Source organism: Enterobacter cloacae complex sp. P2B (assembly GCF_014895985.1).
Taxonomy (GTDB): domain Bacteria; phylum Pseudomonadota; class Gammaproteobacteria; order Enterobacterales; family Enterobacteriaceae; genus Enterobacter; species Enterobacter bugandensis.
In genome coordinates, this window is sequence record NZ_JADBQQ010000008.1 from 79971 (window position 1) to 99071 (window position 19101).

The following is a 19101-nucleotide window of genomic DNA, read 5'->3' on the forward strand; positions in this document are numbered from 1 at the left end:
CGCCGGGTCGTTATTATTAGCCCTGCGGATTCGGGGCGATTTTGCGCAGCTTCTGCATCAGCGTAATTTCAGCGCGTGAGAACGGAATGCCGTTCTCCTCAAACACGTCGTGGAACCAGAGGCGACAGTAGTCCGTGGACTCTTTCATCACCACCGGCCACGGCAGCCACGTCTGGGTTTTGCCGCGCACCAGCCCCCACTGATACGGCGCAACCTTCGCCATGTACATCAGCGGAAGCTGCTCTTCAATCGTGCTGCCCACGTGGCGCGCCAGCCATTCGGTGCAGAACAGCGGGCGACCGAGCTTTTGCAGCTGCTGAATCATCGCCGTCATGCGCCCCGTGTGGGTGTAGGCGTGGAAGCTCACCACGTCCGAGAGCGCCAGCGCGGTCTGGTCCAGCGGGTGCTGGAAGAACGTCTCGCCCTCCTCTTCCGGCGGGACGCGCCACGCGCAGACGGTGAGCGGCTGGGTCGGGTCTTCTTCACGCACCCACTGGAACGCCAGCTTCATCAGCGCGTGGGCGCAGGTCTCCAGCTTCGCGTCGTACTGCACCTCCTGCGTGCCGGTCGCGAAAATGCCGCGGTTGCCCGGCTCGTTATACAGATCCCAAAGCAACACGCGCCTGTCGTCGCGGAACTGGCGCACAACGTCGCGGATATAGCGTTCAATGTCTGCCCAGCAGTCGGGATCGCACACCTTATCGCGACCGGGGCTCGCCGCCGCCTGGCTGTTGTGCTTGCCCGGCACGGGCGGCTTTTGCGGGCCAAGGTACGGCTCGTCCCCGGAGAAGCCGCAGTCGTCCATCAGGGTCAGCATGGTGCTGAACCCGTGACCGTCGGCAATCGTCAAAAAGCGGTCGATTCGCGTCATCAGCCCGTCGCGGTCATGCTCCCAGACGATAAACGGCAGATTAATGCGCAGGGTGTTATAGCCCGCCTCCGCCGCCCAGCCCAGCTCGCGGTCAATGGTTGCGGCGTCGAAGGTCTCTGCCTGCCAGATATCGGTCCAGTTCACCGCCGTCGACGGCAGATAGTTAAACCCGCACAGCCAGCCTTTTTGCTCATACCACGCCTTTGCCTGCTCCCTGCTCCACTGCTCTTTCATTACGCATCCTCTTACTGATAATGTTTAGCTAATAAATATTAGTTGCGGGATAAATGCGCAAATCACGGCGTTTAGAAAAGCGACGCCCCTCACAAAGTTCACGCTTCGATGAATGAGAAACGTGATCGACGGCGCTAAAGCGTGCGGTTAGGGTATGATGCGAAGTCGCGAAAGGGAGAGGACGGATGAAGCGAAAAACAAAAGTGACGATGAACGATATTGCGCGGGCGGCAGGGGTGTCGCAGGCAACGGTATCGCTGGTGCTTAACCAGTCCCGCAACATCAAGCTCAGCGACGAGACCCGCCATCGGGTGATTAGCGTCGCCACCGAGCTCGGTTACGACCGCCTCCCCGCCGTTCACGCCCCACGCAACCAGGAAGAGATCGCCCTGCTGGTCAGCTCGCTGCAGAGCTTTGACCCGTTTATCGACGCCATCAGCCAGGCGCGGGAAGCGGCGTGGCGCAACGAGACCCTGCTTACCGTCTACGACTACGGCGACGACGTGGAGCTGGCGCTGAACATTATCCGCCAGCTGGAGAAGCGCAACTGCATCGGGATTATTCTCGCCTCTCCGGTCACCACTCTGGTGGACATGACGGCGTTTCACGACTGTACCCGCATCCCGCTGGTGCTACTCAACCAGCGCGACCCCGGCTCGCCGCTGCTGCCGTCGTTTATCCCGGACGACTACGCCAACGCCTTCCAGGTCACTAAACACCTCATCGCCTGCGGGGCCACGCGCATCGCCCACATCACCGGCGAGAGCTGGATGGAAGCCTCCCGCCAGCGTCTGGCGGGCTACCGGGCGGCGCTACAGCAGGCCGGACTCGCGTGCGACGACGGCCTGGTGCGTCAGACCAACTGGCAGTTCAGCGAGTCCTTTACCGCCACCACGGCCCTGCTGGAACTGGCCGAGCGCCCGGACGCCATCTTCTGCGCCAGCGACTGGCTGGCGATTGGTTGCTATCAGGCGCTGGCGGTGAACGGCGTGCGCATTCCGCAGGACATGCTGCTGGCGGGCTACGACGACCAGAAGATTTCCGAGCAGCTCACCCCGCCGCTGACCAGTATCCAGCTGCCCTACAGCGAGCTGGGACGGCTGGCGGTGGAGTACCTGTGCAATCAGGAAGATGCCGCCACGCACGTGACGCTGGCGGGCAGGCTGAAGGTGCGCGCCTCAAGCCTCGTCTGAGGTAAACACCATGCCAGAGTAGGGCTTCTCGCGACACGCCGCCAGCCGCGCGGCGAGGCTGCCTACGTGCAGCTCAAGCTTGTGCCCGTCCGGGTCGAGAAAATAGAACGACGCCCCCTCGCTTTTGTTCTGCTTCCAGACGGTGACGCCCGCCTGCTCAAGCCTTTGCGAGAACGGTTCAAAATCCGCTTCCGCCACGGTAAACGCGTAGTGGGTATAGTCGCTCTCCTGCGGCGGCACGTACTGGCGCGCCTCGTCGTACGACAGGCAGACCCACAGATCGCCGCAGGTGAGATAGGCCCCGGTATTCCAGCGGGCGTGCAGCGTCAGACCAAGCAGTTCGTGCCAGAAGGTGACGCTTTTTTGCAGGTCGCTGACCGCGAGGGTCAGGTGGTTGAGTGATTGCAGCATGACGTGCCCTTTTGTTTTTCGCGCCGGACGTGGTACGGTAAAGAGATGAACATAAACCACGCCGTCCTCACCGTAAACCGCTGGTGGCTGCCTTCTTAAAGGCGGCACGGAGTAGTTTTCCCCATTTTCAGATAGCCGCCGAAAGGCGGCTTTCACTTTTCTAAGACCCCTTTCGGCATTACAACGTTAAGGAGTCTTTATGAACGCACCCACCATCCTCACCGGCGATCGCCCAACCGGCCCGCTGCACCTCGGCCACTTCGTCGGATCGCTGCGCCAGCGCGTGGCGCTTCAGCAGACGCACAACCAGTTTGTGCTGATTGCCGACCTGCAGGGGCTGACCGACAACGGCAGCAACCCGCAAAAAATTCGTGACAACATCCCCGAAGTGCTGGCCGACTACCTCGCTGCCGGCATCGACCCGAACCTGACCACCATCTGCCTGCAATCCGCCCTGCCCGCCCTCGCCGAGCTGACGATGCTGTATATGAACATCGTCACCGTCGCCCGCGTGGAGCGTAACCCGACGGTGAAAAACGAGATTGCGCAGAAGGGCTTCGCCCGCTCGCTGCCGGTCGGGTTTATGGCCTACCCCATCAGCCAGGCGGCGGACATCACCGCATTTAAGGCCGAGTGCGTGCCCGTCGGCGACGACCAGCTGCCGATGATTGAGCAGACCAACGAGATTGTGCACAAGATGAACAGCCTGCTGCCCGCTCTGGTGCTGCGCCACTGCAAGGCGATGCTGAGCGACACCAGCCGCCTGCCCGGCATCGACGGCAGCGCCAAGATGTCGAAATCGCTGGGCAACACGCTGCACCTTTCGGCCAGTGAAGAGACCATTCACCGTGCGGTCAGCGCCATGTACACCGACCCGAACCACCTGAAGGTGAGCGACCCGGGGCAGATTGAGGGGAACGTGGTGTTTACGTATCTCGATGCATTTCATCCGGACAAGGCCAAAGTGGCGGCGATGAAGGCGCACTATCAGGCGGGCGGGCTGGGTGACCGGGTATGTAAGAACGAACTGGAGGCGTGTTTGCAGGAGCTGATTGCGCCGATGCGGGAGCGGAGGGCGATGTATATGCAGGACAAGGGGGAGCTGATGGCGATGCTGAAGCGCGGGACGGAGCGGGCGCAGGGGGTGACGCAGGAGACGTTGAGGGAGGTGAAGGTTGGGTTGGGGGTGCCGGTGTTTTGAAATAACGTCATGCAGCGTATGCATTCAAATATTACATGCGCTGCATAATATTATTTATCGGCAACTCAGAGAGTATTACATTTTTAATTAACAGGAACCATTACAACCCCTGCTTGGAACATGACCGACATCAATCTGGATATTTATTTCGGATTTTAGCCCGGTTTATTAACCACTTTATGTATATTCGCCATACAGTCTAAAACCTAGCATTGCTGCATTTACTCTTCTACCCCTACAAGGAATTGTCATGCAGCTTTATACCAATGAATTTACCGCTGAGTTAAAAGCGGAAATAGATCGTTCGCCTTTTTCCGATGAACAACTGGCCGCCATGCCTGAGGACGCGCGCGCCATTATTGCCGAACAGGAAGCCTTTCATCGACTACATCCCGTCACCGCCATCTGGCGGATTGCCACGGCTGGCAGCCAGACCCGAATGGGCGGCATGGTACTTCCCGTCGATCGTGAAGCCACAATGCTCATGGACGATGGTAGTTACACCAGCCCGATTGTCGAAGGAGACTGTGTGGCCTATCCGGATGGAACGCTCGCCACGATTATGACCTCATCAGGAACCGCGTTTACGTGGAAAGGACACGGCGTTGCCCTGGTTGGTAGCCTGCTTGATAACGATGACGAGATTATCAGCACACCGCTCGGCAGTACTTATCTGGTAACCCGCGAAGGGATTCCACCTCAAGAGGATTTCTTAACCTGGCCCGGAGAATAGGCCATGGGCTACCGTTCAACGAACTACGGCCGCGGACAGGCGCTGCACGGCGACAGAACGACCACCGGCGCAATATGCTGTAGTACCTTGCCCAACTGCACCGAGCACGGTCGCGGCGTTATCCGCGTCGGCGATAAAACCACTGCATGCCTTAAATGCGGCAAGCAGGGCGTTGTTGCAGACGGTGAACCTCGCGTTAACTGGATGGGGCAAGCCTCAGCCGTCGATGGTTCTGTCGTTATTTGTGGCTGCCCGCACGGAACCAACCGCGTGATTGCCCCATCGGGAGAGTGGCTCGGCTTCGGTCCCTCTCCTGAACAGATCGCACAGGAAAAGCATCAGGCCATGCTCGCAGCGCGCCAAAAAGAGCAAGAGGCCGAAGCGCTGCGGCGAACAGAAGAACGCGATCGCAATCGGGTCTTTGCGAAATCCTGCCTGCGTGGTGAAGGATGTAACGATGCGGGTACCGGAAGCGAGCCGCACACCAACTTCGCCGAGATGGCATTTTACCAGGCCATGCCTAACGACGCCCCGCAACACGCTCAGGCGGCAAAGCGTAAGGCGATCCCAAAGCCGAAGCAACGCAGCGCGCTTTATCTTTGGTGGAATGGGCATCACGAGGAGATGGACTATCAGGCTGCCGTTGCGGACGAAGAAAGGGCCTGGATTGCACGGACCGCGATCGCCGATGCCAGCGAACTTGTTCTGGTTGGCGGGAGCACAATCACTCCTGGCACCTGGGCCGTGCGCGGCGCTGCATTTGGCGAGATAGCCACGGGAGGCCTTGGTGCCCCTGTCGCAGGGCTGCTGATAGGAATGTACCCCGGCAAGCTGAACGACGGCGAACAGGATTTTATCGACAGGATGCGCGCCGAACAGATGCGGGAAGCCCCTACCCGCGTTCGCTTCACCTGGGAGAACGACGCCAGCGGCAACCCAACACCGCGAGGCTGGCATACGCCGCCCGGCAAAGACAGCGTGCGCGTTCGCAGGATGGAGTGGGATAGCCGACGCCAGGCGTACACCTTTACTACCGAAGAAGACCCTGGCATCACCCTCATCTGGACACCGGACCGCACCGGAGAGAGTAAGCCGTGGGATACGGGCAATCACAACCCGGTACGGATACCGACCCCGGTTGTGGTTGATCCGCTGCCGGAGGATACGGGGATTGGTGCAACGACCAGCCCGACACCGGAAGAGAAGACGTTTGCGGATTATATTCTGATTCTGCCGGTGGGCGGGGTGCCGCCGATTTATGTTTATATTAATTCAGATCACAAATACCATTCACCTCCTAAAGGGAATCCTCCTTTATCTGCATTTCCTGATGCTAAGAAGGTTCAAGCGAAAACACCAGTTAAAGGGGGAGGAAAACTGCGTACCCGTTGGAAGGATTCAAAAGGTAAAATTTACGAATGGGACTCTCAGCACGGTACAGTTGAGGTATATGATCGTTCAGGACGCAGTCACCTCGGTGAGTTTGATCCCACTACGGGTAAGCAAACTAAACCAGCAGACCCAACTAGAAAGGTAGAAAAATAATGATCGTTTACACAATTGATGCATACAGCAAAACAGATGAAAGTTTGCTTTTCGAAATCGAAATACCTCATCAATACCTCAATGATCTATGTATGATTATGGGAATGAATGCAGAAGATAGAAAAGATTTTTTGCATGGTATCGGCGTCTATAATATCAATGAGCATCAGGCACATCTTTTAGAAAGCCTTCTTGGAAAAACATTTTATTCTGATGATTTAACCTTTCAGCTTTCTGGAGGGGAAATTTAACCTAACTTTAGAATCAATAATTTAAAAAAGAGGGCTACCATGGGTTTAAAGATTAGATTGCAATGGTATGATATGAGGACTGGACTAGGTGAAGGTACAGAATTTTCGAACGATTTCGGCGATACTGCGGATATCATGACCAAAGATCTTCATATTCCAACTAAGAACAATGTGAATAATGGTTTTTTTGATGTTGAAGCAGAATGGATACCTGTTCTTCAACCCCACTTCTTACATAAAATAATTCCCACTATTTATGACTATCAGGTTTCTTTCGATTATAGGGATAATTGGTGAGAGGCATTGCCCGATAAAGGTATCGGGCCTACTAAAAGATCTCATCTAAAATGAAAAAAATGGATAAAATTGAAGATTACACAGAAGAGCAATTTTTGGAATTTGTAAGAAAAATTTTTGATGTATCTGATACCACTGAAGCTGAAGATATAAAAAACATCTTCGAATTCAAACGATTAACGCAGCACCCTGATGGTTCCGATCTTATTTACTATCCACGAAAAGATAGAGAAGACAGCCCCGAAGGCGTAGTCCAGGAAGTAAAGGAGTGGCGTAGGGCAAATGGTAAACCCGGTTTCAAACCATAGCATAGATAATCACGCTTGCTGGAGCAGTACTCTACTTCACACCTTATCTAATAGCGGGTGACTGTTAAGTTCCGGAAAGCCAATTGAAACTAACGAATACGGGATATTTTGTAAATGGAACCTACTCTCGCACAAGTTATTGAGGTCGTACGTGAGTCATCTGGGATACATCGTAAACCTATTGATAGCAACACCTGGATTGAGGCCGATTTGCATATTTGCGGTATGGATGGCGAAGACCTACTGGAAGACTGCGAAGAAGCTTTTGGCGTTCAGCTTGCCACGGAAGAAGATGGCTATATGAAAACGTTCTCTCTCGCAGAAAATGAGTATCTGTTTACAGGTGAAGGTATAGACTTTTTTGGCATCTGTCGATTTATCCGCTGGGTACGTGGCATACCCGAACCTGTGATACGCGATTTAACCGTTGGCGAACTTCACGCTGTGCTGGTTAAGGCTGTGAAAGAGCAGGTAAAGCACGAGTGATTTCTGAAGATTACGGGCATGGGATAACATGCCCGTATCGTTTTATTGCTCCAAGGATACATTAGGTAGGAAGCCAGAAACTACTCAGGCATCGCCTTCCCTATTCCACGTTTAACAGCCGGTATATCACCGGTATCATTCAGCGCTCCCGGAAAGGTTTTCAGCCACTGCGCCACTTTTTGTTTATTGATATTCACCACGCTCATACCTTCAAGGCATCCCCATAATTCTCTTGTATGCTGGGGCGTAATGACAATGCAGTCTTTCATGGCGCGGATTTTTACCGGCATGCCATTAATAAAGCCAGCACGGGTTAACCACTCGCCGCCCAGAAGAAGATATTTCATGTCTATGCGTGCATAGAGTTCGCAGCAGGCGGCACTGTCCTGCGGCGTTTCCGCGCGGGGATGGACGGGCGCCGCATTAGGCGGGTTGCCGTGAAGACGGCGGGCGCTGTTTTTGCGTACCAGCTCGCGGTTTTCAATCATACCGGTGAAAGCGTCTGATTCTGTTTTGCAAACAGTAAACTCTGGCTTAAAATTCGTCGCAGCCATTTTCAACTCCTTTTCAGTTGTTTGTGGTTAGCGGTATGGGGGTGTTGCAGCACCTTCATATCGCGAATTCTTCTTTAAATTTTCTTTGATACTTCCTTTGCCGTTCGGCGTAATTTCTGGTGCTCATTATACAGGGCTGAATATAAATACAGCGGTTTGGTGCGGGGTAAATTTAAAATTTGCGAGGGGGATTCAGGAAATAGAGATCTGTGCGGTAAGTTCATGTTTTTGCTGATTGTGGGTTGATTGGTCTGGGTTTTGCGAGCATCATCGCAATTATTTACTCTCTTCCGTAACGCGATGGCTTCCAGCAAAACTCTCGAACAGGCAATTGCCGATATCACCATCTGGCGCAAAGGCGAACAGCGTGCGCCGCATAAGCCTTTATTGCTTCTGTACGTGCTGGCGAACTATCAGCAGGGGCATGCGCGACTGTTTGATTATGGAACCGAGGTCCATGAGCAGCTGCTTAGCCTGTTAGAACGCTTTGGCCCACAGCGGAAGGCGCATTATCCGAATATGCCCTTCTGGCGGCTCAAGGGGGACGGGTTTTGGGATCTTCAGAATACTGAGTTCTGTTCGACCACTGGCAGTAAGCAACCGCCCGTTAGCGAACTTGTGGAACATAACGTCGCAGGCGGGTTTGATGAAGAACACTTTGCGCTGCTGAATAAGAACAAAAACCTGATAGGCTCGCTGGCGCAGCAGATCCTTGAAGCGCATTTTCCCGAAAGCATTCAGGAAGAGATCGCGGATGAGATGGGTTTTGATATTCAGCAGATCCGTAAGGTTCGCGATCCGCTGTTCCGCCAGCAGGTGCTGCGTGCTTATAACTATGAGTGCGCAATCTGCGGGTTTAACATGCGGCATGATAACGCCTCTGTTGGACTTGAAGCCGCGCATATCAAGTGGAAGCAGTTTGGCGGACCGTGTGAGATCCAGAACGGACTGGCACTGTGTGCGATTCATCATAAGGCGTTTGATAAGGGATCGATTGGGCTGGATGAGAGTATGCGGGTGCTGGTTTCCGAGGCGGTGAATGGGGGCGGGATTGTTGGGCGGCTGTTCTGGGATTTTGCCGGGAAGCAGATTGCGTTGCCGATGGTCAAAGGGAATTATCCAAGGGAGGGGTTTGTGGAGTGGCATTGGAGGGAGGTGTTTAGAGGATGAGTGCGAAGGCCGGACTCGCCAAATCAAACTAATCAACTGAATTAATTAAATATAAAAACACCAAACCTTAGTCTATATACTCACTTGTATACTCAATCAATTTTAGTTAGCAATCATTCAAAACCAATGAGTTAAAAAAATGCATGTAATCCCATTTTTAGAAAATTTCTTTAGCAGAGACAAACTGAAACTCTCTACTTCAGTTGGTCTTAGCTAATACCCCAGGATAGTGTTTCGCAATAATGTCATTCATCATTTCTATCAGCTCCAAACGCTTGAATGTGAGATGGGCTGTTCCCTTCTGAAAGTAGCGGATGCTGAAGTATTCATCCTCGTAAGCATTCTTAGCCGGGTTATCCCGAATATGTTCCACCAATCGGATAGATATATCACCACGGTTGTCAGGTATTGGTTTGCCATCAAGTAAAAACAGCATCCGCTCAAGGTCAGCCAACTGATCCCTCCGCCAACCCCAGTTAAGGCTAAAGCCCCAGCGGTTATGAGTTACCAAATTGTTAATGATTATCTTCTTACCAAAGCTGCAGGGGCTATTGGTTTTATAATCCCACGACAGGCCTTTGAAGACGTTAATGATCCCGCGCTCAAATACTTCCGTTTTGTTCAGATGTAACTGTTCAAAAGTACTGAGAATGTTCGCCTCACTGATAGTAGGAAGATCGCCCTCCTCCAGGTTTTTGTGCCACTGGTCGCGAGCCTGTGCATCCATTAAGGCCATCATGCCGGATTTCAGCATCAAATCGCGCCAGATACTACTGTCGATATTGCGGGTGACGGCAGGCATCGCTTTATCTGCCTTCTCAGTTAGCCAACTATCGTAGCGGTGCCCTGGCTTCATCGCCCAGTCTTGCGCTGTACCACCGCCAATTTCTGAGGTTAACCGTGAAATGGCATCAAGCTGTTCAATGAGTTGTTCTATCTGTTTTAGTGCGGAATCGCGTCCAGTGACTACACGTTCGATACTGGTCGAAAGAATGAGCTCATTGTGTTCCGTCAATACTTCTGGTTCTGTTTGCATCGTTAATTGTCCATAAAAGCAAACACGCCTGCCGGGAGTGGCAGGCGCATTATGCGATGAATAAAAAAGGTGGGAAGTTCAGATGTAAAAATCAGGAATGGGGCTCGAAGAAATCAAGTATTTATTAATCCGGTAGCTCGCCTGGCTCTGAGAATATCGGTGGCGGTCAGGAATGGTGTTTGATCTTGCCAAGTGAATCCCTTACGGTCAGTGCGTACCAGTTCATAGCGTTCCACCAGGAAATTCACTGCATCAGCAAGCGTAATACCAGCTTCAATATGCTCTTGGATGGCCTCGTCGTCGTGAAATGGCGTGTCGTTAAGTGTCAGGCCGTAATGGTGTTCCAGCAGATACGTTAACAGTTGCTGCCAGACCTGTACGGGCGACAGGCGTGACGAAACCGGCACCGTGGTCGGTACAGTTGAAATGTGCATAATTTGGGTCCTGATAAAAGAAGAGAGAAGACGTTATTGGGCGGGATAAACAGTGAGGTAAACGTAGCCCCAGCTACTAAGGGTATCAGCTATACAAGTTAGACCTGTAAGCTGAATGGTCATCTGATGTTGCTGCTGTGGATTTAGCTCACCGGAGCGCAACATATTTTCTAACTGCTCTATAAACAGTGGGAAAGCATTTTCCAGGCCTTGTAGCTGCTCTGGGCTAAAGCTTCCCGTCAAACCAGCCCTGTCAGCCAGGTAATGCAGCCGGTTGCCTTCCTGAACTAATCTTGCGCCAAATCGTGGGGTGATATCGCTTTGTAGCCCCCATTCATGGGATAGTGTGAATGGCATGAAAACCTCCGTTTAAAGCAACCCCTGCTCAGCAAAAGAAACCACTTCATTCCCAACAACCAAATGATCCAACACACGCACTTCTACCAGTGCTAACGCTTTCACTATCAGCTGAGTGATGTGTTTATCCTGCTGACTGATTTCTGTCGTACCTGACGGATGGTTATGAGCCAGTATGACTGCAGCAGCATTGTGCTTCAGTGCCAATTTAACCACTTCGCGGGGATGAACTTCGGTTTGGCTGAGTGTGCCGGTAAACAGTGTTTCGCATCTCAGCAGGCAGTGCTGATTGTCGAGATACAACACCATAAAAACTTCACGCTCCTGATGAGCCATCTGTAATTGCAGCCAGGTTTTAGTGAATCTGGTGGAAGTAAATGACTCACTCGGTTGACGCTGATATTTCTCCAGCAGTCGTAACGCCCGACGAATGATGCGTTGCTCGTTTGCAGGAAATATCGGGGATAAATTGAATACAGACATATTTGCTCCTTAAAACAAAAAGCCTCGCCGGTTTATTGGCAAGGCCTAGCGAAAGGGATAATAAAAAGGTTCATGAAACAAGCTGCAGCATATTCTCAGCCATCACCCACAGAGCACGGTTGAGCTTTACATCACCGTCGATACCTTTAACAGCGCGTGTATGGGCGCGTTTACCTTTAGTGGTTCGTCCAGACAGACCGCCTTTAATCAGGTTTTCCTGAATGCGCTGATAAGTGGTCCACAGGTCGTTACTTTCATCCTGCCAGCGGCGTGGGGATAGGATTTGCGATTCCGTCACCGGCTGATGCTCTTCACCAAAGCGATAGGTTAATGCTGCTTTCGCCATCGCCTGTTGTGCTAGTGGCGGTAACAAAAGCGACTGCATTGCATTGCGCTTCTCCTCCACCCGGTCAAATATCCCCAGTACCTCGTAAGCCCCTTCAATGACTTTCTCCACCACGTTACCCTTATGGGGAACACGCACTTCACCAAAACTCTCACCGCAAATCAGCCCATTTTGGCAAACCGATCTAAATAGCCCCGGCAGCATCTGGTATGAGCTGGAACCGTCATGGCTATTAAGCAGAATAATTTCCGGCACTTGCTTGCCAGTGATTTGGCCTTCGCGGCGCAGGCGCAGCATATGTTTAGTGTGTTCACGCTTGCTCTGATCCCGCACACGAGTCTGGCAGGCGAAGAACGGCTGGAAGCCTTCTCGCTGCAGGTTATCGAGAATGGTTATGGTCGGGATGTAGGTGTATCGGTCACTACGTGATTCATGCTTTTCTTCACTAAAGACACTCGGTACGTAATGCGCCAGTTCATCATGGGTTAGAGGACGGTCGCGGCGAACCAGGTTGACCGCACCAAAGCGGCTGGCTAATTTCATGATAATTTCCTTAGGTTTTGGGGCATAAAAACAAAAGCCCCTGCTCCGTAAGGAGGCAGGGGCGATATGCAGGTTCAGTGATCGTTGCAGCAGAAGGCGGCTCAGAAGTTGTCCAAGATCCGTAATATCTGCGCCATCAGGGCAGTTATCAGCGCGGTCACCAGCAGCGTGGCTGCTTCTCTGGCTGCATCTATGCTGTCGTCATCGCGACCGGCCTGACGAAAGCGGATTTCAATAAATTGTCGGGCTTGCTGACCGCCGTACCAGGTCAGAACCTGACCCAAAGCGGTCACCAGCATTTTCAGAAAAATCATAGGGTTTGCTCCGGACTGCCTGACGGCAGTCCGTTGGTGATGTGACGTCTTTTATGGAGGGAGATGAAACAGAGAGAATACTCAGTTATAGGTGTAGCGCCACGCCCCTTTGTCGGTGGTGACTACCACTTCCGAAGCCACGCACTCATTGTAAAAATTTACTTTGACGGACTGCCCGTAGCGCAGAGTGATCGGCAGAATGGTTTCCTTGTTAACGGAGGACATAAACTTTTTGTTGTCGATGCGGCAGTTGCCCCGATTAACGTCAATGTTTTCAACTTTCACACTGTCATCCAGCGAGGTGACCACTACAGTGGCGTAGCGTGTTCCGGCAGGATGAACATAATCACTGGTCTCCACTTTTATTGGAGACGTTGGCTCGGCCAGCGCCGAAGCAGACAGTAAAAACAGTGCAGATATCAACCATTGTTTGATTTTCACAGCGTATTCCTTTTAAGAGAAACGTATCGCCGGGACATGAATATCATCATTCATTACCAGCGATAAACGGTAAAAACATTTACAAATCAGAGTGATGCCTTTGCCACACAGCCGTGTGTGCCAAACTCGGGCAGCACCTTCGCCGCCCCAACTAGTGTGAAGGTAGCTGGCTTAACACCTTCGCCGGATACCAAGACTTGTTTGCCGTTACGCAACTGTGTCCAGGCCAGTACCAGGTTATTGCTGCCGACACGACTTTCAGACTCACTGATATCAATGGACTCCCCACCGTCAATGCTGACCTGGAGGTTTCCATCCTCATCCATACTGACTTCATGCCCGTTAGCGTCCGTAAATATGACCGTGGCTGGCTGTGAGCCGTAATCCTCACAGGACAGATATAACTGCGATTGACCTTTCCCCTTGATAACAAACTCTGATACGCCTTGGCCCCAACCGCTGGACCAAGTGTCCTTATTTCCGAAAGCCTGCGCCATGACCGGAACCAGGCCACAGACCAGCACCAACGCGCTGAGAGATGAATTGTTCATGAATGTATCCTTTTGTGAGTAAAGCAAATTGTCCTGACGGACGGGAATGCAGGCTCATTCCCTGATGAGCCCGCAGATATACTGATAATGCGGCAGAGCCTGAATGAATCTCGGGTCCTGAAAAATGCGAGTGATATGGCTGTTTCGCACAAAACCGCTGAGGGTCATCACCACATCAGTGATGGCTGAAAGGGTGAACACCTGAATGCGATCTTTCGATACGGCCACCAAGTACCACTCCCCGTCCAGACAGATAAGCCGGTAAGGGGCCACTGCAGACTGCTGATGACCCTGATGCAGAAAGTGAACACGGCGATTACGGATGATGGCCTGAACGATAGCCTGGAAACCACCAAACAACGCAGGTGCCTGACGTGGCGGGGCATTCCAGATAATGCAAGGGGAATCCTGACCACTGTCGAGCAACACCGACAGCAGCCTGGGATCCAGAGTAGGAAAGTAATGCGCCACGCTGGTTATCCGGGCAAAGCGGAGAATGTCGCTGTTGGTGCGAAAGGGACCCCGGGCGTCCAGGAGCCGGAAGCTTCCACGGGAATATTCGATGTCGAGATAACGCAGACGCTCACGCAAGTCGCGCTGAACGGTGCGCTCAGAAACGCCAAACTCCTGAGCCAATTGTCTGACGCTGAGTGATTCGCCCATAAAGAGGCGACTGACCAGGATGGCGAGACGGCTGGCCAACCGATCATAGCGGTGTCCCTGTTCAGACATGTTATATGCTCCCAGCAGAAAATATTGGTACCAGTCATCTGCTGGCAGTGAAAAATGGATTAGCGGGAAAGACGTTGCTGCCGGAGCCAGGCTACTATGATGCAGGCCGGTATGGTGACCCGATAAGCCGGACCCGCAATGTCGGAAATCATCCACGCCGAACTGAGCGCAATGGCGACGGGACCAGCAATAACGGACAGTGCTCTGGATGCCACCACCACCGTGCCCCAAGTGGCGACGCCTCCTAGTGAGGTAATGACGCTTGCAGACAGTACGGTGGCAAGCTCCAGTGCAGCCAGCGAGGAGGTACGTATGGCTGCCTGTACTGCCATCAAAATGAGCTGAGGGGTGGGGTTGGTTAGGTCGAGTTGCATATTGCGGGAAAAGGTAGCCAGTTCTTCGGGTGTCATCTGGTCCAGGCTTTTCTCCAGCACCTTCATCAGCAGGCACAACTCAATGGTCTCGGTGGTGCTTTTCAGGTTGAAGTTCACATCAAGTTTGTCGCAAACATCACCGAGGATTTCTCGATAGGTCACGCCCTGCCCCAGCCTAATCAAACTTACCAGCGTATTGGCCCCGTAACGCTGAAGTTCAGCCGCGATCAGTTGCCAGTAGCGGCGGTGTTCCGGTGCCAGCAGACGGTATTCCGGGGTGCTGGTCAGGCTCTCTGTCCAGCGGATGTCGCCGTCACGAGGGTCAGTGGTCAGAATAGAAACCAGTAGTTGCAGCTCTTCATTGCTGCACTGGCCCAGCAGGTTTAAATCGGGGTCGTTACGGTAGACAGCCATTAATCTTCCTCAGTCAGTGTGGTGAGAGTTCACACTTTAAGGGGGGCTGTGGCACGGATATGTCTTCTGAAATGGTGATTTTTTACGCGGATGGAGTTGAATGCGACACTGAGTGTCATAGTCCCGTGACAACTACGGCTAAAACATACACACTGAGATCGGAAGCTGCCGCCATCCATTATGATGATATATTTCTGATTTTATAATGAATTACTGCATTTGTTCGAACAAAGACTGTATAGCCAGATCCATCAGTTCTGAGTGGCCCATACTGTGTTTTTTTGATAATTCCTTAAGCATCCTGATGCTTTCTTTGCTCAAGCCGAGAAGTCCTGCAGTCTGTTTTTTATCCGTCTCTTTTCTTTTTTCACGTACCTTCTTTTGTGACCAAGCTTTAGTCAACGAGGTGACTAACTCTTTAAAATTGTCTTCTCTTGTAAGTAGATAAAGCTGTGTGATTAATGCGTATTTACTATCACTCTCCGTGAGAGGTTCTAAATCAGCCAGGGACATATTTTTTTTCTTTAAGTAACAAACTGAAAAAGAAACCGACTCTTTGCTTTTCATCAAAGAAGTGACATTGACCTCACGCCTGCATATCTCTTTATCTCTCTTGTAGTTACAGGATAAATGTGAAATAAGAAGATTTATTTCAGTATTTTTGAATGGAAACAAACTTAATAAGGTAAAAATGGATTTATAGCGTTCTTTATGTCCGCCTACGACTCTGGGCAGACAAAATGTATCAGAAACGCATTGAGCTTGCTGCTTACCCCCCACATCACTGTAGAGATGTATATTATCCGCTCTGAGCAGTTTAAACACACCTTTCCATTCGAGCTGCATCAGATTCCACCAGAAATAGTGGCATGCCTCGATATCATTTTTAAGCCATACAATATAACCATCGGAGAAAGCGTCACTTTCTACATCTTTTACAAGTTTATTTATCTTATCAAAAGGAGATTTTATTTTGTCAGAAGCAACACCCGAACAAATAAAATCTATTAATGCCGGGGCATTATTGGCTATCTGAGGGAAATTTGAGTTTGCTATCGTTATATTTAGCGAAATTAATATGCGCCCGAGCATAGACAATGGAAAGGTTGAAAGATATTCCCTTATCAGCATTGGTTCATCTCCTGCCAATCCCTGAGCAGATTTGATTCTCATCCTTTTTATACGCTCATCACTCATGTCAAGTTCCTTCTCTCAAGCCTCCTTTTAGGATAACTTAAGCCAAGGTGATAATGAAGATTTTTCATGTTAAAAATGATGCCTGATAGAGGAAAAAACAAGGAAAAAACGTTCCATTCATAGCACGAAATTCCTTTAAATACTGGGACTGATGGCACTTTAATAGCATAGTCAATCAACTTCCCCATACAACGTTAACTCCAGAGTGACTGAAGGACCAGCCAGGAGCAGGTTGATGGTGCATGGCCACCGAATGTACACACTTTACATAGCACAAACTGTCGGATTGGTAATATATACCTGATACATCCTTTCTCTCTGTTACGCTTAAAGCTATGGGTTATCTTCATAACCCTTCAGTAATCAGAAATGATTTAATCAAGATAGGTTGAAACATCAAATCTCAGTTTTAATTACCTGACACATTATTTTTAAGAGTATTTTTTTACAGCTCCAGTCATTGATGTGAAAAAATAAACCACTGGAGATTTCAACAATGAACAAAACCTTTAATCCTTTCTGGCAACAACGTATTACCGACACCTTACTGAACGCCCTTAAGGCTTATCCGCGAGTATTAATGCTGAGGGTTGATCTACGACTACCCAATGTTCCAGCAGCTACAGATGCTGCTGTCATCTCCCGATTCATAGACTCTCTGAAAGTAAAGATTGCAATGTACCTGCTTCGTAAACACCGCGAGGGCAACCGAAAACGCATGACCGACCTGCGTTATATCTGGGCAAAGGAATATGGAGAACGCAACGGTAAAAAGCACTATCACATGGTGTTGTTGCTTAATCGCGAAGTCTGGTGTTCCGCAGGCAACTATAACGATCCGGCTTCACTAGCAGGTTTAATCAAACAGGCGTGGTGTAGCGCCTTACGGGTGGGTACTCAGGAGTATGCAACGCTGGCACACTTTCCGGAAAGCCCTGTGTACTGGATTGACCGCGGGAATAAAGAGCAACTACAGGAGGCATTAGTACGGGCTTCATATCTTGCAAAAGACCATACCAAAATTACCGGTGATGGCGAACGTAATTTTGGATGCAGCCAACGCTGATTTTCCCGTCAAGATTCGCCCCTGCCTATCGAGGCCGATAAGGCGCTCAGGTATTTTTTTACTGGCAATCCCTATCTTCTGAAGGAGTACTGGCGTGCAATAGAACTCAACCACGCCGGACTCCTCCCATCATTAATTTTCAGAGGGAGAGATTCCATGGCTACTATCAATAACCCCATTCTTAGTGCTGAAGACCCGCTTATAGACATGACTTTTATCACTACATATACCGGCATGACCGACAAGTGGTTTTATAAACTTATTCAGGACGGAGTTTTCCCAAAACCCATCAAGCTGGGACGTAGCTCACGTTGGTTTAAAAGCGAAGTGGAGAGCTGGATGCAGCAACGCATTGAGGATTCACGGGGGAGCTGTCTGCGATGAAAAGACAGTACACAGCGGAATGTATGCCACTGATAATTCAGAAACACAAAAACCAGCCCTCAGAGAGAAAACACTTCGAACAAATCACCGGAGCTGTCGCTCCGGCTCGGATTAATACGTTACTCAAAGTAATCCATGTCCAGTTTGGGCACTTTAACCAAACGAGAGGAAACGCCAACCTCGTTTTCAATCATCAAATGAACTAAACGTTCACCATCAACCAGTACCATTCCCTCAACGGAATGGGCAAAATCTCGCGCCTGAGAAGTAAAGCCGGAAGTAGTAATAAATACTCCTCGTTTGGCCTTCTGTCCGGCCAGCGCACCATAGAACGCCTGAAGTTCAGGGCGACCAACAGTGTTCTGCCAGCGCTTAGCCTGCACGTAAACTTTTTCCAGCCCCAATTTATCAAGTGAAATAATTCCGTCGATACCACCATCTCCAGTACCACCTACGCGCTGAAGATCATCCCGATGTCCGCCATATCCCAGACGATGAAGAACATCCAGGACGATAACCTCAAAACGCGCTGGGGATACCTGCAACAAGTTTTCCAGTAACTCATCAGCAACAGCATCCCGTAGCTCTTTTAACGCTTGATCAAGACGATCGTCAGGGCTGCTTTTTGCCAGCTCTTCCTGGTTCGGTGCCGCTGGTCTTGGATCAAGATCGACAGCATCTGGCTGCTGTTTTAACTTCACATTCATGAAATCAAAGGCCAGGTGGTTCACTTCCTCTTCGGCGAGTGGCTGGGGATGGGCCTGTACCCATTTAACCCCGTCGGGCGTTAAGCACCATTTTCCTCTGGATAAACTTTGCGATAATCCAGCTCGCTTCAGACGGTCATGTGCCCAGCCTGCCCGGTTTTTATAAACCAACTGACCACTGGCTATCACTTCTGCTCGCTGATTATCATCAAGATTAAGTGCATCTGCCGCAGCTTCATGCGCATCGCGAGCAGGTACGCCCTCAGGTTTACCTGCCAGAAAACGGAGTACTGGCTCTATAAATTTATCGTATGTAGGAACAGCCATATAAACATTCCTGCTAAGGTTTTTATTAGACGGTTGAGTCAAACCAATCAGCTGGAGTCTGGTAAGTTACTTAGCAACTGAGTGTACTTCCAACTGGTGAGGAGATGAACATATACCTCATTGATTTTACTGACCAAGATA

At 50.9% G+C, this 19101-nt stretch carries 26 protein-coding genes; 11 read left to right on the forward strand and 15 right to left on the reverse strand.

All coding sequences use genetic code 11. The features are described 5' to 3' along the window. Positions 1 to 16 precede the first annotated feature (16 nt). A complete protein-coding gene (locus IM313_RS08510) occupies positions 17 to 1105 on the reverse strand; it encodes a cellulase family glycosylhydrolase (RefSeq protein ID WP_192971553.1) in 1089 nt (362 codons plus the stop codon). 185 nt (positions 1106 to 1290) lie between these two features. Here IM313_RS08510 and IM313_RS08515 point away from each other — a divergent pair, with 185 nt between their 5' ends. Then, positions 1291 to 2298 carry a LacI family DNA-binding transcriptional regulator gene (locus tag IM313_RS08515; protein ID WP_048999280.1) on the forward strand — a complete coding sequence of 336 codons (1008 nt, stop codon included), beginning with the start codon at positions 1291 to 1293 and terminating at the stop codon, positions 2296 to 2298. Here IM313_RS08515 and fosA read toward each other — a convergent pair. After that, positions 2284 to 2709 carry a FosA/FosA2 family fosfomycin resistance glutathione transferase gene (gene fosA, locus IM313_RS08520; RefSeq protein WP_192971552.1) on the reverse strand — a complete coding sequence of 142 codons (426 nt, stop codon included), beginning with the start codon at positions 2707 to 2709 and terminating at the stop codon, positions 2284 to 2286. The two genes, IM313_RS08515 and fosA, sit on opposite strands and share 15 nt — an antisense overlap. Before the next feature lie 199 nt (positions 2710 to 2908). Here fosA and trpS point away from each other — a divergent pair, with 199 nt between their 5' ends. The 7 genes from trpS (at position 2909) to IM313_RS08555 (ending at position 7530) form a co-directional block, all read left to right on the forward strand. Beyond that, the gene (gene trpS / locus IM313_RS08525) at positions 2909 to 3910 is read left to right on the forward strand and encodes a tryptophan--tRNA ligase (RefSeq protein WP_192971551.1); all 1002 of its coding nucleotides are present in this window, start codon (positions 2909 to 2911) and stop codon (positions 3908 to 3910) included. 250 nt (positions 3911 to 4160) lie between these two features. Further along, positions 4161 to 4643 (forward strand): hypothetical protein, encoded by a 483-nt coding sequence (locus IM313_RS08530; protein ID WP_088204628.1) that lies wholly within the window; start codon positions 4161 to 4163, stop codon positions 4641 to 4643. A gap of 3 nt (positions 4644 to 4646) precedes the next feature. After that, positions 4647 to 6188 (forward strand): colicin E3/pyocin S6 family cytotoxin, encoded by a 1542-nt coding sequence (locus tag IM313_RS08535; RefSeq protein WP_192971550.1) that lies wholly within the window; start codon positions 4647 to 4649, stop codon positions 6186 to 6188. Beyond that, positions 6188 to 6439: a hypothetical protein gene (locus IM313_RS08540; RefSeq protein WP_192971549.1), complete on the forward strand. Its 252-nt coding sequence runs from the start codon at positions 6188 to 6190 to the stop codon at positions 6437 to 6439. The genes IM313_RS08535 and IM313_RS08540 overlap by 1 nt, the downstream gene beginning before the upstream one ends. Positions 6440 to 6478: 39 nt before the next feature. Continuing rightward, on the forward strand, positions 6479 to 6736 hold the full coding sequence (locus IM313_RS08545) for a colicin E3-like toxin immunity protein (protein WP_192971548.1): 258 nt from the start codon (positions 6479 to 6481) through the stop codon (positions 6734 to 6736). A gap of 50 nt (positions 6737 to 6786) precedes the next feature. After that, complete coding sequence (locus IM313_RS08550) at positions 6787 to 7044, forward strand: bacteriocin immunity protein (RefSeq protein WP_370528524.1); 258 nt, start codon at positions 6787 to 6789, stop codon at positions 7042 to 7044. A 114-nt stretch (positions 7045 to 7158) separates the two neighbouring features. Further along, on the forward strand, positions 7159 to 7530 hold the full coding sequence (locus IM313_RS08555; RefSeq protein ID WP_192971546.1) for a hypothetical protein: 372 nt from the start codon (positions 7159 to 7161) through the stop codon (positions 7528 to 7530). Between the two features lie 80 nt (positions 7531 to 7610). Here the strand turns inward: IM313_RS08555 and IM313_RS08560 are convergent, their stop codons facing one another. Continuing rightward, entirely contained in the window at positions 7611 to 8084 is a 474-nt protein-coding gene (locus IM313_RS08560) for a SymE family type I addiction module toxin (RefSeq protein ID WP_192971633.1), read from the reverse strand. 300 nt (positions 8085 to 8384) lie between these two features. On the opposite strand from IM313_RS08560, the gene IM313_RS08565 reads away from it, so the two are divergent. Then, entirely contained in the window at positions 8385 to 9254 is an 870-nt protein-coding gene (locus tag IM313_RS08565; RefSeq protein ID WP_192971545.1) for a phosphorothioated DNA-binding restriction endonuclease, read from the forward strand. Positions 9255 to 9453: 199 nt separating this feature from the next. Here IM313_RS08565 and IM313_RS08570 read toward each other — a convergent pair whose 3' ends face one another. The 11 genes from IM313_RS08570 to IM313_RS08620 all read right to left on the reverse strand — a co-directional run bounded on the left by IM313_RS08570 (position 9454) and on the right by IM313_RS08620 (position 16476). Beyond that, complete coding sequence (locus IM313_RS08570; RefSeq protein WP_139964574.1) at positions 9454 to 10290, reverse strand: DUF4942 domain-containing protein; 837 nt, start codon at positions 10288 to 10290, stop codon at positions 9454 to 9456. 113 nt (positions 10291 to 10403) lie between these two features. Beyond that, positions 10404 to 10724: a TA system toxin CbtA family protein gene (locus IM313_RS08575; RefSeq protein WP_139964576.1), complete on the reverse strand. Its 321-nt coding sequence runs from the start codon at positions 10722 to 10724 to the stop codon at positions 10404 to 10406. A gap of 33 nt (positions 10725 to 10757) precedes the next feature. Beyond that, positions 10758 to 11081, reverse strand: coding sequence for a type IV toxin-antitoxin system YeeU family antitoxin (locus IM313_RS08580; RefSeq protein WP_192971544.1), 324 nt, complete (start codon positions 11079 to 11081; stop codon positions 10758 to 10760). Between the two features lie 12 nt (positions 11082 to 11093). After that, positions 11094 to 11564 (reverse strand): DNA repair protein RadC, encoded by a 471-nt coding sequence (gene radC / locus IM313_RS08585; protein WP_192971543.1) that lies wholly within the window; start codon positions 11562 to 11564, stop codon positions 11094 to 11096. A 70-nt stretch (positions 11565 to 11634) separates the two neighbouring features. Continuing rightward, positions 11635 to 12456, reverse strand: coding sequence for a DUF932 domain-containing protein (locus tag IM313_RS08590; protein WP_192971632.1), 822 nt, complete (start codon positions 12454 to 12456; stop codon positions 11635 to 11637). A 98-nt stretch (positions 12457 to 12554) separates the two neighbouring features. Further along, entirely contained in the window at positions 12555 to 12767 is a 213-nt protein-coding gene (locus tag IM313_RS08595) for a hypothetical protein (RefSeq protein ID WP_049141565.1), read from the reverse strand. An 81-nt stretch (positions 12768 to 12848) separates the two neighbouring features. Beyond that, on the reverse strand, positions 12849 to 13208 hold the full coding sequence (locus IM313_RS08600; RefSeq protein WP_131010927.1) for a hypothetical protein: 360 nt from the start codon (positions 13206 to 13208) through the stop codon (positions 12849 to 12851). 86 nt (positions 13209 to 13294) lie between these two features. Beyond that, positions 13295 to 13759, reverse strand: a complete 465-nt coding sequence (locus tag IM313_RS08605) for a hypothetical protein (protein WP_192971542.1) — start codon at positions 13757 to 13759, stop codon at positions 13295 to 13297. 54 nt (positions 13760 to 13813) lie between these two features. Then, complete coding sequence (locus IM313_RS08610) at positions 13814 to 14491, reverse strand: YafY family protein (protein WP_192971541.1); 678 nt, start codon at positions 14489 to 14491, stop codon at positions 13814 to 13816. A gap of 59 nt (positions 14492 to 14550) precedes the next feature. After that, positions 14551 to 15279, reverse strand: coding sequence for a DUF3944 domain-containing protein (locus IM313_RS08615; RefSeq protein ID WP_049141561.1), 729 nt, complete (start codon positions 15277 to 15279; stop codon positions 14551 to 14553). Positions 15280 to 15489: 210 nt separating this feature from the next. Further along, the gene (locus IM313_RS08620; protein WP_192971540.1) at positions 15490 to 16476 is read right to left on the reverse strand and encodes a hypothetical protein; all 987 of its coding nucleotides are present in this window, start codon (positions 16474 to 16476) and stop codon (positions 15490 to 15492) included. Between the two features lie 496 nt (positions 16477 to 16972). On the opposite strand from IM313_RS08620, the gene IM313_RS08625 reads away from it, so the two are divergent. Both IM313_RS08625 and IM313_RS08630 read left to right on the forward strand, forming a co-directional pair. After that, on the forward strand, positions 16973 to 17542 hold the full coding sequence (locus tag IM313_RS08625; protein WP_049141559.1) for an inovirus Gp2 family protein: 570 nt from the start codon (positions 16973 to 16975) through the stop codon (positions 17540 to 17542). Positions 17543 to 17698: 156 nt separating this feature from the next. Next, a complete protein-coding gene (locus tag IM313_RS08630) occupies positions 17699 to 17926 on the forward strand; it encodes an AlpA family transcriptional regulator (RefSeq protein ID WP_102085844.1) in 228 nt (75 codons plus the stop codon). Between the two features lie 119 nt (positions 17927 to 18045). On the opposite strand, the gene IM313_RS08635 is transcribed toward IM313_RS08630, so the two are convergent. Continuing rightward, positions 18046 to 18960, reverse strand: coding sequence for a restriction endonuclease (locus IM313_RS08635; protein WP_192971539.1), 915 nt, complete (start codon positions 18958 to 18960; stop codon positions 18046 to 18048). Positions 18961 to 19101: the final 141 nt, after the last annotated feature.

Coding starts and splice junctions, on each gene's coding strand:
- IM313_RS08540 (WP_192971549.1), top strand. CDS start 6,188: ATGATCGTTTACACAATTGATGCATACAGCAAAACAGATGAAAGTTTG.
- IM313_RS08635 (WP_192971539.1), bottom strand. CDS start 18,960: ATGGCTGTTCCTACATACGATAAATTTATAGAGCCAGTACTCCGTTTT.
- IM313_RS08555 (WP_192971546.1), top strand. CDS start 7,159: ATGGAACCTACTCTCGCACAAGTTATTGAGGTCGTACGTGAGTCATCT.
- fosA (WP_192971552.1), bottom strand. CDS start 2,709: ATGCTGCAATCACTCAACCACCTGACCCTCGCGGTCAGCGACCTGCAA.
- IM313_RS08545 (WP_192971548.1), top strand. CDS start 6,479: ATGGGTTTAAAGATTAGATTGCAATGGTATGATATGAGGACTGGACTA.
- radC (WP_192971543.1), bottom strand. CDS start 11,564: ATGTCTGTATTCAATTTATCCCCGATATTTCCTGCAAACGAGCAACGC.
- IM313_RS08605 (WP_192971542.1), bottom strand. CDS start 13,759: ATGAACAATTCATCTCTCAGCGCGTTGGTGCTGGTCTGTGGCCTGGTT.
- IM313_RS08570 (WP_139964574.1), bottom strand. CDS start 10,290: ATGCAAACAGAACCAGAAGTATTGACGGAACACAATGAGCTCATTCTT.
- IM313_RS08630 (WP_102085844.1), top strand. CDS start 17,699: ATGGCTACTATCAATAACCCCATTCTTAGTGCTGAAGACCCGCTTATA.
- IM313_RS08580 (WP_192971544.1), bottom strand. CDS start 11,081: ATGCCATTCACACTATCCCATGAATGGGGGCTACAAAGCGATATCACC.
- IM313_RS08530 (WP_088204628.1), top strand. CDS start 4,161: ATGCAGCTTTATACCAATGAATTTACCGCTGAGTTAAAAGCGGAAATA.
- IM313_RS08515 (WP_048999280.1), top strand. CDS start 1,291: ATGAAGCGAAAAACAAAAGTGACGATGAACGATATTGCGCGGGCGGCA.
- IM313_RS08550 (WP_370528524.1), top strand. CDS start 6,787: ATGAAAAAAATGGATAAAATTGAAGATTACACAGAAGAGCAATTTTTG.
- IM313_RS08620 (WP_192971540.1), bottom strand. CDS start 16,476: ATGAGTGATGAGCGTATAAAAAGGATGAGAATCAAATCTGCTCAGGGA.
- IM313_RS08535 (WP_192971550.1), top strand. CDS start 4,647: ATGGGCTACCGTTCAACGAACTACGGCCGCGGACAGGCGCTGCACGGC.
- IM313_RS08565 (WP_192971545.1), top strand. CDS start 8,385: ATGGCTTCCAGCAAAACTCTCGAACAGGCAATTGCCGATATCACCATC.
- IM313_RS08625 (WP_049141559.1), top strand. CDS start 16,973: ATGAACAAAACCTTTAATCCTTTCTGGCAACAACGTATTACCGACACC.
- IM313_RS08615 (WP_049141561.1), bottom strand. CDS start 15,279: ATGGCTGTCTACCGTAACGACCCCGATTTAAACCTGCTGGGCCAGTGC.
- IM313_RS08595 (WP_049141565.1), bottom strand. CDS start 12,767: ATGATTTTTCTGAAAATGCTGGTGACCGCTTTGGGTCAGGTTCTGACC.
- IM313_RS08575 (WP_139964576.1), bottom strand. CDS start 10,724: ATGCACATTTCAACTGTACCGACCACGGTGCCGGTTTCGTCACGCCTG.
- IM313_RS08560 (WP_192971633.1), bottom strand. CDS start 8,084: ATGGCTGCGACGAATTTTAAGCCAGAGTTTACTGTTTGCAAAACAGAA.
- trpS (WP_192971551.1), top strand. CDS start 2,909: ATGAACGCACCCACCATCCTCACCGGCGATCGCCCAACCGGCCCGCTG.
- IM313_RS08510 (WP_192971553.1), bottom strand. CDS start 1,105: ATGAAAGAGCAGTGGAGCAGGGAGCAGGCAAAGGCGTGGTATGAGCAA.
- IM313_RS08610 (WP_192971541.1), bottom strand. CDS start 14,491: ATGTCTGAACAGGGACACCGCTATGATCGGTTGGCCAGCCGTCTCGCC.